Below are 13,510 nucleotides of genomic sequence, written 5' to 3' on the forward strand. Positions count from 1 at the left end.
TATGACGGATGCAACACAGCAATATTGGGACTTGATCAAGGAACAAAAAGCTTATGAAGAGGCAATTGCCCTCATGCATTGGGATCTGCGGACAAAAGCACCGAAAGCCGGCATGGGATACCGTGCGGAGGCCATCAGCTATTTATCACAGCAGTCGCATCGTCTATCCACATCTGACAGACTGAAAGCACTGATCGATGAATTGAAGCAAGTTGCCGAGGATGAGATTTTGATCAAATCCCTGGCAGAAAGCGAAAAAGAATACGACCGCAACAAGAAAATCCCTGAAGCAGAATTCAAAGCTTATATCATGCTCCAATCCAAAGCAGAATCCGTTTGGGGCGAAGCAAGGGAAAAAGGCGATTTCAGCCTGCTCCAGCCATATCTGGAAGAATTGGTCAGCTTCAAGAAAAAGTTTGCTTCCTATTGGGATGCTGACAAGCATCCTTATGATGTCCTATTGGATATGTATGAGCCGGGAGTGACGATGGAGACGCTGGACAATGTTTTCCCTGCATTACGAAAATCTCTTACAGATTTGCTGGAACAAATCAAGCAATCCGTTATAAAACCAGACATCAGCGTCCTTCAGACTCATTTTTCCATGGAACAGCAAAAAGCCTTCACGATTTCCATCTTGAAGAAAATGGGCTATGATTTTGAAGCGGGTAGACTGGATGATACGATCCATCCGTTTGAAATCACGCTGAACCCGAAAGATGTCCGTATCACGACACGTTATGATGAAGAAGACTTCCGTATGGCTGTCTTTGGGACGATCCATGAAGGCGGTCATGCGTTGTATGAACAGAATATAGCAGAGAAATTAGCAGCAACACCTCTTGCCAGCGGAACTAGCATGGGGATCCATGAGTCCCAGTCCTTATTCTGGGAGAATTTCGTTGCCCGTAGCGAAGCGTTCTGGAAAGGTCATTTCGAGGAATTCAAGACGCATGCACCTGCCAGTCTGCAGGAAATCGATTTTGATACATTCTATCAAGCAGTGAACGAAGTGAAAGCATCATTCATCCGGATAGAGGCTGATGAATTGACGTACGCCTTGCATATCATGATTCGTTATGAGCTGGAAAAAGCTTTGTTCAAAGATGAGATCCAAGTTGCTGATTTGCCGGCAATCTGGAACCAGAAGATGGAGGAGTACTTGGGCATTGTACCGGAAAGTGATTCCCAAGGTGTACTTCAGGACATTCACTGGTCAGGTGGGGACTTTGGCTATTTCCCGTCCTACGCATTGGGTTATATGTACGCAGCGCAATTCCGGGCGAAGATGCAAGCGTCATTGGATACGGAAACATTAATAGAAAAAGGGGACTTTGCTCCGATCAAAGCGTGGCTGACGGAACATATCCATCAATACGGAAAAGCGAAGAAGCCACTTGAATTGCTTCATGATATTACGGGTGAAGGATTGAATGCGGATTATCTTGTAGCCTACCTGACTGAGAAATACAGCAAGATTTATCAAATATAAGGTAAAAAACGATGCAGACAATGGCTGCATCGTTTTTCTTTAGCTTAATGCTGATGCCATATCCGGCACTTGCAAGTCCGCATCTTTATAGATGTCTTCCAACTCTGCTTGGAATGCATCGAAATGCTGCTGTGCTGTGTCGAAGTTCGGCTCTGTGGCAGAAGCATCGATTGCTTTGCTAACTTCCTCGAAATATACTTTCAACTCTTCCAAGGAATTGGTGAATGCTTCTTTTTGTTCATCTGGAAGATTGCTTTCCAATTTGTAATCAGCGAGTTTGGCAGCACCTTCATCTGCTGCTTTTTTTGCTGCTTCTGCATTCGTTTTGATGACATCCTCCGTGGAAGCATCATCTGCCATGGAAGCTTCATAAACTGCAATCGGTGCATAGTCAGGACTGAATTCCGTGGTGAAATCCATCTGTGTTTGCAGTAATTCTTTCTTGATATCGGTCGTTTCTGTTTTTTCCGAACCGCTATCTGCTTTGGTTTGTGAATCTGCACTGGAACAGCCGGTCACAAAGATGGCAGCGATGGCTGTTAGTGCGAGCAAATACGTAAGCTTTTTCAAATTGACATCCCCTCTCTGATTTGCATTTTTAGTTTAATGCTAACTTTTTGAATTGTAAATACTTACTAGAAATGTCTGTGAAGAGGGAAAAGTCAAACGAATCAGAAAAAAATCAATTTTCATGATTTCGTTGAAAGAGAATACAAGAATGCTATAATTAGAAGCGGATTCTGATAAAGGGGTTTTGGCATTGAAGAAACAAAGTTTAGCATATTTTTTGGACGACTTATGGGCGAAAGGCTTCAAGTTGACCGATGAAGACGTACAATTCATATATTTTGGCAAGAATTATGCGAATGCACCAGATTGGAAAGTGGTAGTAGCCCTCCAAATGACGCTTCGCTTCCAGCATGCCTTCGACGGCAGTTTTTATCTTAGTGTGCTGGATTTGATCGGGGAGGAGCAAGTGCAGACAAAAAAACAAGCAGAAGACCTGCTTGCAAAGAAAGGATTTCAGCTTCAATATCATTGAGTCTGTCGAATCGCTTCCCGCGCAAGCTGATCTGCTGCTTTGTTTTGTTTCTCGGGTATCCACTTGATGAAGAAATAAGGGAAATCCCGGCTCAGCTGCATGACTTGTTCCAATAAAGGTTGAAACTCCTTGTTCTTCGTATGTTCCTTGTCGATTGCCTGTACGGCTGCTTGGGAATCCGAGCGCAAGGAAATGATATCTTCGGGGTGATCTTTATGGCAGATTTCCAGTGCTTTGATGATGGCCCAAAACTCAGCCTCATGATTCGTCATCATGCCAAGATGTATGCTGTATGTCTTTCGCGTACCTTCTTTTATGATCACGATTCCGGCACCGCTCGCCCCTGGATTACCACTGGTAGCACCATCGGTATATACCTCGATCACTATACCCCTCCTAGTCGTTTAACTTTCTGTACATTCTTTTTGCTCCGTAAAGGAATGGAGTGGAGATGATACTGACTACGAATTTAAGAACATAAGTGGATATGAAGATCTCCAGCCATACAGACCATTCATATGTTCCTGCGAAGGCAATCGTACAAAATACAAGTGTGTCCAGCAGCTGGCTGAACATCGTACTGCCATTATTCCGTACCCAGAGGAATTTATCTTCCGGCAGCATCCGTTTGACGAGTGCATACAGCCAAACATCGACATATTGACTGATACCAAATGCAATCAGGCTTCCAAGTGCCACTCGCGGCAGGAAGCCAAAGATGGTACTGAGAGATGAATGGGCGATGTCGCTTGGTGCTGGATCGAATAAAAGCACACACTGCATGATCACAGTCATGATGATCAAAGTAGCAAAGCCGAGACCGACTGCTTTTCTGGCGATTCTTTTGCCGTAGTTTTCATTCAATATATCCGAAGCCAAGAAGATGGTTCCATATATGATATTACCCATCGTAGCTGTCAAACCGAATAGTTCGATGGTTTTCGTCACTTGTATATTGGCCAGGACTGTGGCCATGCCGATCCAGACGAATAATCCGAGACGTCCGAATAGCCGATACATGATCAGCAGCAGGACAAAATTTATCAGTGCAAACGCTATCCAAAGTACATCGTTATACAATAATGCTCCTCCTAGTCAAAATTACTTAGACAATGGAAGAGTATACGCTTTTTTCGGCCCGTACGCAACACGGATGAGATAAGTGCATATAGAAAAGCGGCAATCCAAATGATTGCCGCTTATGATTATATTATAGTTTTTCTACGTTAGCTGCTTGAGGTCCTCTTTCTCCTTCGATTACTTCAAAGGATACTTCCTGACCTTCTTCAAGATTCTTGAAGCCTTCTTCCTGGATGGCGGAGTAATGTACAAACACATCGTTACCGTCCTCTACTTGAATGAATCCGTAACCTTTTTCAGCGTTGAACCATTTTACAATACCGTTTGGCATAATCCTTATCCTCCTAAAAGACGTTTCACAGAAAACGTATGAAATAATACAAAAAAGACGTGCATGTAAAGAAAAAGGCAGTCTGTCAGAAGGGCGGAATTACCTAGCTCTTCTAACAAGCTGCCAACGTTCTTATCCCGCTCATCTTGTTTGCTTGACACAAATATAGCTTATTTTGAAAAATGCGTCAAGTAGGTACAAAAGGTGAATTTATTGGGAAAGTAATCGCTTTCCGGATGAATTGACATGCACCTTTCCGCTGTCTTTCTTGTCAATCTGTGACATTCAATCCACTTTTATGGCAAGAAATGCTCTTCATTGCTGAGGTGAGATGATTCCATTACAATATAATAAATCGTATATTGTCGAAAGGAGGCAGATGATTGACCATTTCAGTAGGGGTGACCGGGTGGGGTGACCATGACAAACTTTATCATGATGCAAAAGCGAGACAGCAGAAGCTGAAGGTTTATGCCACACATTTTGATGTCGTTGAAGTGGATGCTTCTTTTTATGCCATTCAGTCTATCAGCAATTATACAAAATGGGTGCAGGAGACACCGGAACATTTTACTTTCATCATCAAAGCACACCAGGATATGACCGGCCAAAGCCGCCGAAAGATGACACGGGCGGAAGCTGGTGATTTATTTGAAGGCTTTGTGACTTCCATCCAGCCAGTCGTTCAAGCCGATAAGCTCGGCGCGATCCTTTTCCAGTTCCCGCCCTGGTTTCAAGTCGAGGAATCCAGCATCACTCGGCTGCGATACATACGGGAGCTCACAAAAGGTCTGCCAGTCGCCATAGAATTCCGAAATCAGTCTTGGTATGAAGAAGCGTTTCGGGACAAGACGCTCACTTTGCTGCGGGAGCTCGATTTCATACATACTGTTTGCGATGAGCCACAGGCGGGAAACGGTTCTGTTCCAGCTGTGCCAGTGTCGACGAATGAGCAGCTGACACTCGTTCGCTTTCATGGGCGGAACGTGCATGGCTGGAATCAAAATGGGCGCGAAGATTGGCGTAAGGTACGTTTTCTTTATCGATACAATCAAACGGAGCTGAAGGAATGGAAGAAGTCTGCGCTGGATTTGGAGAAATCCAGTGAGCGCGTCATTTTGCTTTTCAATAATAATTCCGGTGGAGATGCCAGTGATAACGCCAAGGATATGATGCAGCTGCTCGGACAGAAGCTTCCGGCCCCGCCTCCTGAACAACTGAACTTATTCGACTAGAAGGGACGATGACAGATGGAACGGCATATGCAATTGGAAGAAATGGAGCGTTATGTGTATACCATATTTCGTAAGGATTCGACTGGGCATGATTTTTATCATATGAAAAGGGTAGCTAAGATGGGGAGAAAGATTGCATTTCAAGAAGGTGCAGATCCATTCCTGACAGAAGCTATCGGTTGGATGCATGATATCGGGGATCATAAATTGTTTGATGAACCAGCTGATGCTGTGGCTGAGGCACAAGCATTCCTGCGTCGTATCGAAGTGGATGAGGATGTGATCCGGAAGATCTTTTTGGCCTGCCGGAATATTTCTTTCAGTAAAGGCCGTATACCGGACACGCTGGAAGGGAAAATCATCCAGGATGCAGATCGTCTTGATGCCATCGGCGCCATCGGAATTGCCCGGACATTCGCATTCGGCGGAGCTGCCAGCCGCATGATTCATTGGCCGAATGATTCCAAGCATTCGAGCGTCCAGCATTTTTATGATAAACTATTAAAATTGAAAGAAACATTGCATACAAAAACAGCAGTACATATGGCTGATTCCAGGCATGCCTTCATGCAAGACTTCCTGGATCAGTTTTTTGCGGAATGGGATATGCCATGTGATGATATACGATAAAGGAATGATACTTGATGAAAACATCTGAACAAGCTTATCTGGATTTATGCAGCTATGTTTTGGAGAATGGTACAAAAAAGGAAGACCGCACAGGGACAGGGACACGCTCCGTTTTTGGTTATCAAATGCGTTTTGATCTTCAGCAAGGGTTTCCACTGCTGACGACAAAACGTGTCCCATTCAGGCTTATTGCGAGTGAACTGCTTTGGTTTTTAAAAGGCGATACGAATATCCGTTATCTGCTGGAGCATAACAATAACATTTGGAACGAATGGGCATTCAAGAATTGGGTGGAAAGTGACGCCTATGACGGACCGGACATGAATGATTTTGGACGCCGTTCTTTGCTGGATGAGGACTTCCGGATAGTGTATGAACAGCAAATGGAGAAATTCAAACAGCACATTCTTACTGATGATGCGTTCAGTGAGCGCTTTGGACATCTAGGTGATGTGTACGGTAAGCAATGGCGCAAGTGGGAGACGACAAAAGGGGAAAGCATCGATCAATTGCAAGAAATAATTGAAATGATCAAGAAGACTCCCGATTCACGAAGATTGATCGTTTCCGCTTGGAACCCGGAAGATGTACCGACGATGGCGCTGCCTCCTTGCCACACAATGTTTCAATTCTACGTGGCGGATAATAAGCTGTCCTGCCAGCTGTATCAGCGCAGCGGCGATATCTTCCTTGGCATTCCTTTCAATATCGCAAGTTATAGCCTGCTGACACATTTGATTGCAAAGGAATGTGGATTGGAAGTCGGGGAATTCATCCATACGATCGGGGATGCACACTTGTATTCGAACCATCTCGATCAAGTGAAAACACAGCTTGGCCGGACGCCGAAAGCATTGCCAACCCTTAAGATCAAAGAAAGCTTCGGTTCTGTTTTTGATGTCTCAATGGAAGATTTGGAAATCATCGGTTATGAGCCGCATCCAAGCATTAAAGCACCAGTAGCGGTGTAAGGAGGAAAAGCATGATTTCATTATTATTGGCAATGGATCAAAACCGGGGTATAGGATATCAAAATGATCTCCCATGGCGTCTTCCACGCGATTTGAAGTTCTTCAAAGAGAAGACGACCGACCAAACCATCGTAATGGGAAGAAAGACGCTCGATTCCATGAACGGCGCGTTGCCAAACCGGACGAATGTGGTGCTCACACGTGATCAATCATTCATGGCGGAAGATGTCACTGTCTTGCATGACGTGGCAGAAATAAAGGAATTGGCAGACAAGCACCCCGAGCAAGAAATCTTCGTTATCGGCGGCAGCGACATCTTTTCGCAAACAATGGATATTGCCGATCGTATTTATATGACATTCATCGAAGAGAGCTTCCCTGCAGATCGCCATTTCCCTGACTTCCCGCTGGAAGAATGGCAGGAAACGAAACGCGAAAAAGGCATCAAGGACGATAAAAATCCTTATGATTACTATTTCATCCAATATGATCGGATGACCAAATAAATGTTGTATGTATTCTTGCCTCCTGTTTGCTTTTTCTTATTGATCGTGCTGACGGTCTATTATCCAGTATGGAGGAAAAAAAGCGAAGCAGTGCAGAAAGAAGGTGAATGAATGCGGTCTTTTTACCAATTTATGATGACATATCGTGGTCGAAAAAAGCCGACCGATGAAAGCCAGCTAGCCGACTGGATGTTTTCGGATCATAATTTCCCGAAACACAGCTCATCTTATGATGAAATCAGTGAATACCTGGAATGGAACAGTCCTTTTCACGGATCACTGCAAGTTTTTGACCAGCTGTGGCGCACATATGAAGCAACAGAATAAGAAGGAATACCACCTGTATCAGTTGATACAGGTTTTTTTAATGGGAACTTGAGGCAGGAGTTTGCCGGATATCATTGAAAGATCAGAAATTCATTTATATTATGGACATAATACAAGGTTGTGTAAGATTATGGAATCTATTGTCTCAATTGCTTTGGGTAGAATCATACTAGATTGTCTGTTTACTTGATGCGCTTGCGCTTGTGACTTTTCCTATCAAACTACATTTAAGGTGGCGATGGTTTCATGCTGCTTTCTTCATTTGATTGGAAAATAGAAAGTTAGGAGCTGAATGTATGATGAAAGGAATATATGAGCATGTTCGTAAAGAACATTTGCAAAATTATGCTGAGCTTGCGGTACGAATTGGAGTGAACGTTCAAAAAGATCAATTAGTAGTGGTTCATAGTGACTTAGAAAATGTAACTTTTGCACGTCTTATCCAAACGGCAGCCTATGAAGCAGGTGCTTCGACTGTGGTGATGGACTGGACAGACGAACAGTCTACCCAAGCGTTTTATACATATGCCGCAGATGAAAGCATCGATCGATTTCCCGACTGGCAGCATGCCCGCTTTAAGGAGTGGGACGAGGTGGGTGCCAGTTACATCCACATCATTTCTGAAAACTTCGATGTCTTCAAGAATGTTTCCCCAGAACGGATCAGCCGGTTTCAAAAGGCCTTCCGCGCGAAGCTTGAGGATCATTATGCAAGGATCAGGTCCCACCAGGTACGCTGGTGTCTTCTAGCTGTACCGTCCTTCTCATGGGCCAAAAAAGTATTTCCGCAAGTAAGTAGAGAAGAAGCTGTGCAATCATTATGGCAGAGCATCATAAGTGGGACGCGGGCAGATGGAACAGATCCCATCAGAGATTGGGAAGAACATGACCGAGCCTTCGAGTCACGTAAAACGTTTCTTAACGATCACCAGTTTGACGCCCTGCATTTCACCAATAGCCAAGGCACGGATTTTGTCGTCGGTTTGCCTAAGGACCATGTCTTTCTCGGCGGTAGGGTGAAAGATAAAAAGGGAATCCCGTTCTTTCCCAACATTCCTACAGAGGAATTATTTACAGCTCCACATAAAGGGAAGGTAAATGGCAAACTCATTGTTACGAAACCGCTTGTCTATGGGGGAAAAATCATACATGGTGTTTCCCTCCATTTTCAAGATGGACGGATTACAGCTTATGATGCAGCGAGTGGCAAGGAAACGTTGCAACATCTCATCGAAACTGATGAAGGCTCATGTTATCTAGGGGAAATTGCCTTGGTCTCTAACCATTCCCCTCTTTCTCGTGCAGATGTGCTTTTTTACAATACCTTGTTTGATGAAAATACGGCCTGCCATATCGGTATCGGGAACGCTTCTCCTTCCAATCTGCGACATGGCAGCAGCCTATCAGGGCAGGCGTTGATGGAAGCAGGATTGAATACGTCGCTCTTGTTAGTCAATGTGGTCTTTGGCACCGAAGATATGAACGTAACAGGGATGAAAGAAGGCGGAATGGAATTTTTATTAATGAAAGATGGTGATTTCCATTTCTAACAGATCGATCCGACCCTGTCCAGGGCCGGATTTCTTTATTGAAAGCACGTAAAAACTGGAACCAATCACTCCTATATAACTTAGGAAAGTTGTTTTATATTTACATAATCTTACCATCGTGCTATTGTGTATAAGGTCAATTCATACATAATTGATTGGAATTATGTAATATATATTTTAATAAGGAGGTTGATTGTTTTGAATTTATTCACAGTTGTCAATATCATTGTTTTACTGGCATTATTAGCCCTGCTCTTTTATATGCAAAAGAAGCACGTTTCCTTTTCCAAGCGAGTGCTGACCGGTCTTGGACTTGGTATCGTGTTCGGAGTTGCGCTGCAGCTTATTTATGACCCGACTTCCGATACCATCACCATGACGAATGATTGGTTCGGTCTTGTGGGAAGCGGTTATGTGAAGCTGCTGCAGATGATCGTCATGCCGCTTGTTTTCATCTCCATCGTAGCTGCATTCACCAGATTGGATAAGTCATCCAACCTCGGTAAAATCAGCGGTCTTGTCATCGGTACTTTGCTGGTGACAACTGCTATTGCGGCTGCCATCGGAATTGCGGCGGCAGCCGGATTCGATTTGAAAGCAGATGATGTCGTAGCCGGCGATGCAGAGCTGTCGCGCGGAGAAGAATTGGAGTCCAGCCTGACAGAAGTACAAAGCACAACAGTGCCGCAAAAGATATTGGAATTCCTTCCGGCTAACCCATTCCTGGACCTTACCGGTGCTAGATCCACATCAACGATCGCTGTCGTCATCTTTGCTGCCTTTGTAGGGGTTGCTTATCTTGGCATAAAGCGGAAGACGCCTGAACAGGCTGAATTCTTCCGGAAAATGGTTGAATCACTTCATGGTCTGGTCATGCGAATCGTTACATTGGTATTGCGTCTGACGCCTTATGGAATACTTGCCTTGATGGCAAAAACAGTTGCCGGCAGTGATTTCAATGCAATAGCTACATTAGGCAAATTCGTCATTGCCTCTTATGCTGCCTTGATTGTCATGTTCCTGATTCACTTGATCATCTTGTCTGTGCTCGGGCTTAGCCCGAAGCAATATGTCAAAAAGGTATTTCCTGTGTTGGCATTTGCTTTCACTGCCCGTACAAGCGCAGGGACTTTGCCGCTGAATATCGAAGCACAGCGCGATAAACTGGGTGTGCCGGAATCGATTGCCAATTTCTCTGCATCCTTCGGGGTAACAATCGGTCAAAATGGCTGTGCAGGTATTTATCCAGCCATGCTTGCTGTCATGATTGCACCGACACAAGGCATCAATCCGCTTTCTCCTTCATTCATTGCAACGTTGATCGTGGTCGTCATGATCAGTTCATTCGGTGTAGCTGGCGTCGGCGGGGGAGCAACATTTGCTTCATTGATTGTCCTTTCGACAATGAATCTGCCTGTCGCTTTGGCTGGTGTGCTGATCTCAGTCGAGCCACTCATCGATATGGGACGGACAGCATTGAATGTCAGTGGATCTATGGTATCCGGTGTCGTCACGAGCCGGTCACTTGGTGAGCTGGATACAAACACATATCGTTCAGATGAAAAAGCTGCCGAAAGCGCATAACATCGATAAGCTTACTCATCTTTCATGCAAAAAGCCGCTCCTTCCCGGGAGCGGCTTTTTAGTGAATCGTCATATCGAGGATATTGCTGAAGCTTATACGGACTGGATACAACGTGTCTTTTGTATCCAGAAGTAAAAATTGTTCAAACTGCTTCAAGCCTGTCACAACACCAACAGCGGTTCGGACGTGCATCCCTGTTTTGTGAGTGATGCTGATCTTTGTCTTGCCTATCTGGATAGTCTGCATTTTTTGCTCCAGCTCTTCTTGCTGCTGTTCATCCAGGATGGGCGGTTGAGCGATTCCGATTTGCTTGCCCATCCGCTGCAGCATGTCCACATGCTCTGGCAGCATCAAAGATGTCCATTTGATTTTCCCGCGATCATTTACCATACGTCATTCCTCCTAGATATCATTATAATCGAACGTACGTTCCTTAACAAGTGACACCGAACATCAGTTCGTATATAATGAATATAGGAACTAACATAGAGAGCGGGGATAATGATGGACAGAATCATGCTTGCAAAATATACAGAGCAGCAGGTGACGATGATTTATATGGCAAAGGATGGTTCTTTGACGAAGCGCCGAGTCACTATCGAAAAGGTCACGGAAGCGTCTGTAATCGGCTATTGTCATTTACGGAAGCAGCTGCGCACTTTCCGGATGGACCGGATTCTTGCCATTCAGCCAGTGCCGCAGCAAGTGTGGCGCAAATCATCCTGACTTCTGTCATTCACCTACATTCCTTATCCCGAATAGCTTACTAAGGATAAACGCGGGGAAAAGGAGAACACGTGATGACGATTTTGTTCGATGATACAAATACGGAAACTGCCATTACGGCTTCTTGGCAAAAAGAAGCGCTGCTCGCCTTCCATAGTAAACTATTGCATCAGCAAGACAGATTTCCTTGCATACCGGCTACCGCCGGCCATCGGCTTGGGCAGTTCCGTTACAGTTTTGCAGGTGATCCGACCACAAAAGAAGCAGCTGTACAGCTGGCTGAATCATTACGAATATACGGACAGCAATCAAAGGAGATCGGCTCTTATACTTCCCTGATTGTGTTCTTCGATACAGAAAAACAAAAAGAAGATAATTTGGATGTGCCAGCATATTTCCGGATTTTTTGGGATTTGCTGAGCGGAACAACAGCTTATGATCCAGTGAACTGGCCGAGTGACATACCGCAAAACCCGGATGATGCATTATGGGAGTATTGCTTTGGCGGCGAGAAGTATTTCATGTATTGTGCCACGCCGGCGCACCAGCAAAAAAAGAGCCGATATTTCCCATGTTTGATGCTTGCCATCACACCAAGATGGGTGCTGAAGAAGTTTGAATCAAAGCCAAAAGCTGCAGCTGGCATCAAGCAGAATATACGAAAACGTATACTTGCTTATGATACTAGTGATATTCACCCGGATCTTAATGCATATGGCAATCATGATAACCATGAATGGAAGCAATATTTTCTTCATGACGATAACAGCTCGCCAACGGCATGCCCATTTCACCGAAAAAAGAAAGACTGATAGTTTCTGCCGGTTCTTCCCATACCAACACTTTATAAATCATGCTAGAATGATAGCAGGAGGAATTCGTATGAAACTATTGCATACCGCTGATTGGCATCTTGGCAAGATAGTCAACAGCGTACATATGACTGATGATCAAGCTTATATACTGGAACAAATCAAAACGATAATCGATAAAGAACAGCCTGATGCGGTCATCGTAGCAGGCGATTTATATGATAGGGCCATTCCGCCGCGCGATGCGGTGGAACTGCTCAACAATACTTGGAATTGGCTTATCGGTAAGAAGGAAATCCCGGTATTGTCCATCAGCGGAAACCATGACAGCCCGGACCGTCTTGATTTCGGCAGTCAGCTGTTCAAAGCGAGTAAACTGTTCATCGAAACGAAGCTGCGTCCCGGAATGCAGCCTGTCACATTGGAAGACAGTCATGGTCCTGTCCATTTTCATCTTATACCGTATACCGAACCAGCTGATGTGCGGGCGTTTTTCGAAGATGACAGCATCACGACACATCAAAAGGCAATGGAGCGGATCGTTTCCTACATCGCGGATACGTTCGATATGACAGAACGCCATGTTTTTGTCGGACATGCCTTCTTGGCTGGAGGTATGGAATCAGATTCGGAAGAGCGGCTTTCCATGATCGGCGGCAGTCCATATGTGGATGCAGCCCTTTTTGAACCGTTCACGTATGCCGCTTTCGGACATCTGCATCAGGCACAGCGTATCACTAGCGATCATATCCGTTACAGCGGTTCCCCGCTTAAGTACTCGTTTTCCGAAGCAAATCACAAGAAATCGGTCACGATGATAGAACTGGATGCCACTGGATTCCATTCGTTCGAAAAAATCGACCTTATCCCTAAACGTGATATGCGTATCGTTGAAGGATATTTTGATGAATTGATCCAAGGCACAGCTGGCAATCAGGATGACTATTTGCATATCCGGCTGCTCGATGATGGACAGCTACTCGATCCAATGGGGAAACTCCGTAAACTATATCCCAACATCCTGCGCTTGGAACGCAAAGCAAAAACAGGCGCAAACTCCATGTCGGACATAAAACAAATCAAGGAAAAGCAGCGTCTTTCACATTTGGAGCTTTTTGCAGCGTTCTATGAGGAAATGAAGGGCGAGGAAATACCAGAACACCGCCAGAAACATATGGAAGCAGTCATCCAGCGTCTGGTCGAGCAAGAGAGGAGGAGCTGAT

Annotated in this window: 17 protein-coding genes; 12 read left to right on the top strand and 5 right to left on the bottom strand. The window is 44.8% G+C overall.

Translation table 11 applies throughout. The features are described 5' to 3' along the window. The first annotated feature begins 1 nt into the window (after position 1). Positions 2-1,492: a carboxypeptidase M32 gene (locus tag SFC66_RS08655; protein ID WP_411218294.1), complete on the top strand. Its 1,491-nt coding sequence runs from the start codon at positions 2-4 to the stop codon at positions 1,490-1,492. A gap of 39 nt (positions 1,493-1,531) precedes the next feature. Here SFC66_RS08655 and SFC66_RS08660 read toward each other — a convergent pair whose 3' ends face one another. Beyond that, positions 1,532-2,062, bottom strand: coding sequence for a hypothetical protein (locus SFC66_RS08660; protein WP_411218295.1), 531 nt, complete (start codon positions 2,060-2,062; stop codon positions 1,532-1,534). Between the two features lie 190 nt (positions 2,063-2,252). Here SFC66_RS08660 and SFC66_RS08665 point away from each other — a divergent pair, with 190 nt between their 5' ends. Further along, a complete protein-coding gene (locus SFC66_RS08665; protein ID WP_411218296.1) occupies positions 2,253-2,534 on the top strand; it encodes a DUF6123 family protein in 282 nt (93 codons plus the stop codon). Here the strand turns inward: SFC66_RS08665 and SFC66_RS08670 are convergent. The 3 genes from SFC66_RS08670 to SFC66_RS08680 form a co-directional block, all read right to left on the bottom strand. Then, positions 2,528-2,920 carry a ribonuclease HI family protein gene (locus SFC66_RS08670; protein ID WP_411218297.1) on the bottom strand — a complete coding sequence of 131 codons (393 nt, stop codon included), beginning with the start codon at positions 2,918-2,920 and terminating at the stop codon, positions 2,528-2,530. The two genes, SFC66_RS08665 and SFC66_RS08670, sit on opposite strands and share 7 nt — an antisense overlap. Before the next feature lie 10 nt (positions 2,921-2,930). Further along, positions 2,931-3,614, bottom strand: a complete 684-nt coding sequence (locus SFC66_RS08675) for a queuosine precursor transporter (protein WP_411218298.1) — start codon at positions 3,612-3,614, stop codon at positions 2,931-2,933. A 130-nt stretch (positions 3,615-3,744) separates the two neighbouring features. Next, positions 3,745-3,945, bottom strand: a complete 201-nt coding sequence (locus SFC66_RS08680) for a cold-shock protein (protein ID WP_095217872.1) — start codon at positions 3,943-3,945, stop codon at positions 3,745-3,747. 383 nt (positions 3,946-4,328) lie between these two features. Here SFC66_RS08680 and SFC66_RS08685 point away from each other — a divergent pair, with 383 nt between their 5' ends. From SFC66_RS08685 to SFC66_RS08715, 7 genes are all read left to right on the top strand, one after another. Then, entirely contained in the window at positions 4,329-5,180 is an 852-nt protein-coding gene (locus SFC66_RS08685; protein WP_411218299.1) for a DUF72 domain-containing protein, read from the top strand. A 15-nt stretch (positions 5,181-5,195) separates the two neighbouring features. Continuing rightward, entirely contained in the window at positions 5,196-5,810 is a 615-nt protein-coding gene (locus SFC66_RS08690) for an HD domain-containing protein (RefSeq protein WP_411218300.1), read from the top strand. A 14-nt stretch (positions 5,811-5,824) separates the two neighbouring features. After that, positions 5,825-6,781, top strand: a complete 957-nt coding sequence (locus SFC66_RS08695) for a thymidylate synthase (protein WP_411218301.1) — start codon at positions 5,825-5,827, stop codon at positions 6,779-6,781. 11 nt (positions 6,782-6,792) lie between these two features. Further along, positions 6,793-7,287, top strand: coding sequence for a dihydrofolate reductase (locus tag SFC66_RS08700; RefSeq protein WP_411218302.1), 495 nt, complete (start codon positions 6,793-6,795; stop codon positions 7,285-7,287). Between the two features lie 111 nt (positions 7,288-7,398). Further along, a complete protein-coding gene (locus tag SFC66_RS08705) occupies positions 7,399-7,614 on the top strand; it encodes a YozE family protein (RefSeq protein ID WP_411218303.1) in 216 nt (71 codons plus the stop codon). Positions 7,615-7,910: 296 nt separating this feature from the next. After that, on the top strand, positions 7,911-9,164 hold the full coding sequence (locus SFC66_RS08710) for an aminopeptidase (RefSeq protein WP_411218304.1): 1,254 nt from the start codon (positions 7,911-7,913) through the stop codon (positions 9,162-9,164). A gap of 174 nt (positions 9,165-9,338) precedes the next feature. Further along, positions 9,339-10,748: an L-cystine transporter gene (locus SFC66_RS08715; protein WP_411218722.1), complete on the top strand. Its 1,410-nt coding sequence runs from the start codon at positions 9,339-9,341 to the stop codon at positions 10,746-10,748. 58 nt (positions 10,749-10,806) lie between these two features. Here SFC66_RS08715 and SFC66_RS08720 read toward each other — a convergent pair whose 3' ends face one another. Then, entirely contained in the window at positions 10,807-11,139 is a 333-nt protein-coding gene (locus SFC66_RS08720) for a YolD-like family protein (RefSeq protein ID WP_411218305.1), read from the bottom strand. Positions 11,140-11,250: 111 nt separating this feature from the next. On the opposite strand from SFC66_RS08720, the gene SFC66_RS08725 reads away from it, so the two are divergent. The 3 genes from SFC66_RS08725 (at position 11,251) to SFC66_RS08735 (ending at position 13,509) form a co-directional block, all read left to right on the top strand. Then, on the top strand, positions 11,251-11,475 hold the full coding sequence (locus SFC66_RS08725; protein ID WP_411218306.1) for a WYL domain-containing protein: 225 nt from the start codon (positions 11,251-11,253) through the stop codon (positions 11,473-11,475). Positions 11,476-11,549: 74 nt separating this feature from the next. Beyond that, entirely contained in the window at positions 11,550-12,287 is a 738-nt protein-coding gene (locus SFC66_RS08730) for a YqcI/YcgG family protein (protein WP_411218307.1), read from the top strand. A gap of 70 nt (positions 12,288-12,357) precedes the next feature. Beyond that, on the top strand, positions 12,358-13,509 hold the full coding sequence (locus SFC66_RS08735) for an exonuclease SbcCD subunit D (RefSeq protein ID WP_411218308.1): 1,152 nt from the start codon (positions 12,358-12,360) through the stop codon (positions 13,507-13,509). The last annotated feature ends 1 nt before the right edge of the window (position 13,510 follow it).

Source organism: Terribacillus saccharophilus (assembly GCF_046592895.1).
GTDB classification, from domain to species: Bacteria; Bacillota; Bacilli; order Bacillales; family Amphibacillaceae; genus Terribacillus; species Terribacillus saccharophilus_D.

Coding starts and splice junctions, on each gene's coding strand:
- SFC66_RS08655 (WP_411218294.1), top strand. CDS start 2: ATGACGGATGCAACACAGCAATATTGGGACTTGATCAAGGAACAAAAA.
- SFC66_RS08680 (WP_095217872.1), bottom strand. CDS start 3,945: ATGCCAAACGGTATTGTAAAATGGTTCAACGCTGAAAAAGGTTACGGA.
- SFC66_RS08690 (WP_411218300.1), top strand. CDS start 5,196: ATGGAACGGCATATGCAATTGGAAGAAATGGAGCGTTATGTGTATACC.
- SFC66_RS08695 (WP_411218301.1), top strand. CDS start 5,825: ATGAAAACATCTGAACAAGCTTATCTGGATTTATGCAGCTATGTTTTG.
- SFC66_RS08700 (WP_411218302.1), top strand. CDS start 6,793: ATGATTTCATTATTATTGGCAATGGATCAAAACCGGGGTATAGGATAT.
- SFC66_RS08705 (WP_411218303.1), top strand. CDS start 7,399: ATGCGGTCTTTTTACCAATTTATGATGACATATCGTGGTCGAAAAAAG.
- SFC66_RS08710 (WP_411218304.1), top strand. CDS start 7,911: ATGATGAAAGGAATATATGAGCATGTTCGTAAAGAACATTTGCAAAAT.
- SFC66_RS08720 (WP_411218305.1), bottom strand. CDS start 11,139: ATGGTAAATGATCGCGGGAAAATCAAATGGACATCTTTGATGCTGCCA.
- SFC66_RS08725 (WP_411218306.1), top strand. CDS start 11,251: ATGATGGACAGAATCATGCTTGCAAAATATACAGAGCAGCAGGTGACG.
- SFC66_RS08730 (WP_411218307.1), top strand. CDS start 11,550: ATGACGATTTTGTTCGATGATACAAATACGGAAACTGCCATTACGGCT.
- SFC66_RS08735 (WP_411218308.1), top strand. CDS start 12,358: ATGAAACTATTGCATACCGCTGATTGGCATCTTGGCAAGATAGTCAAC.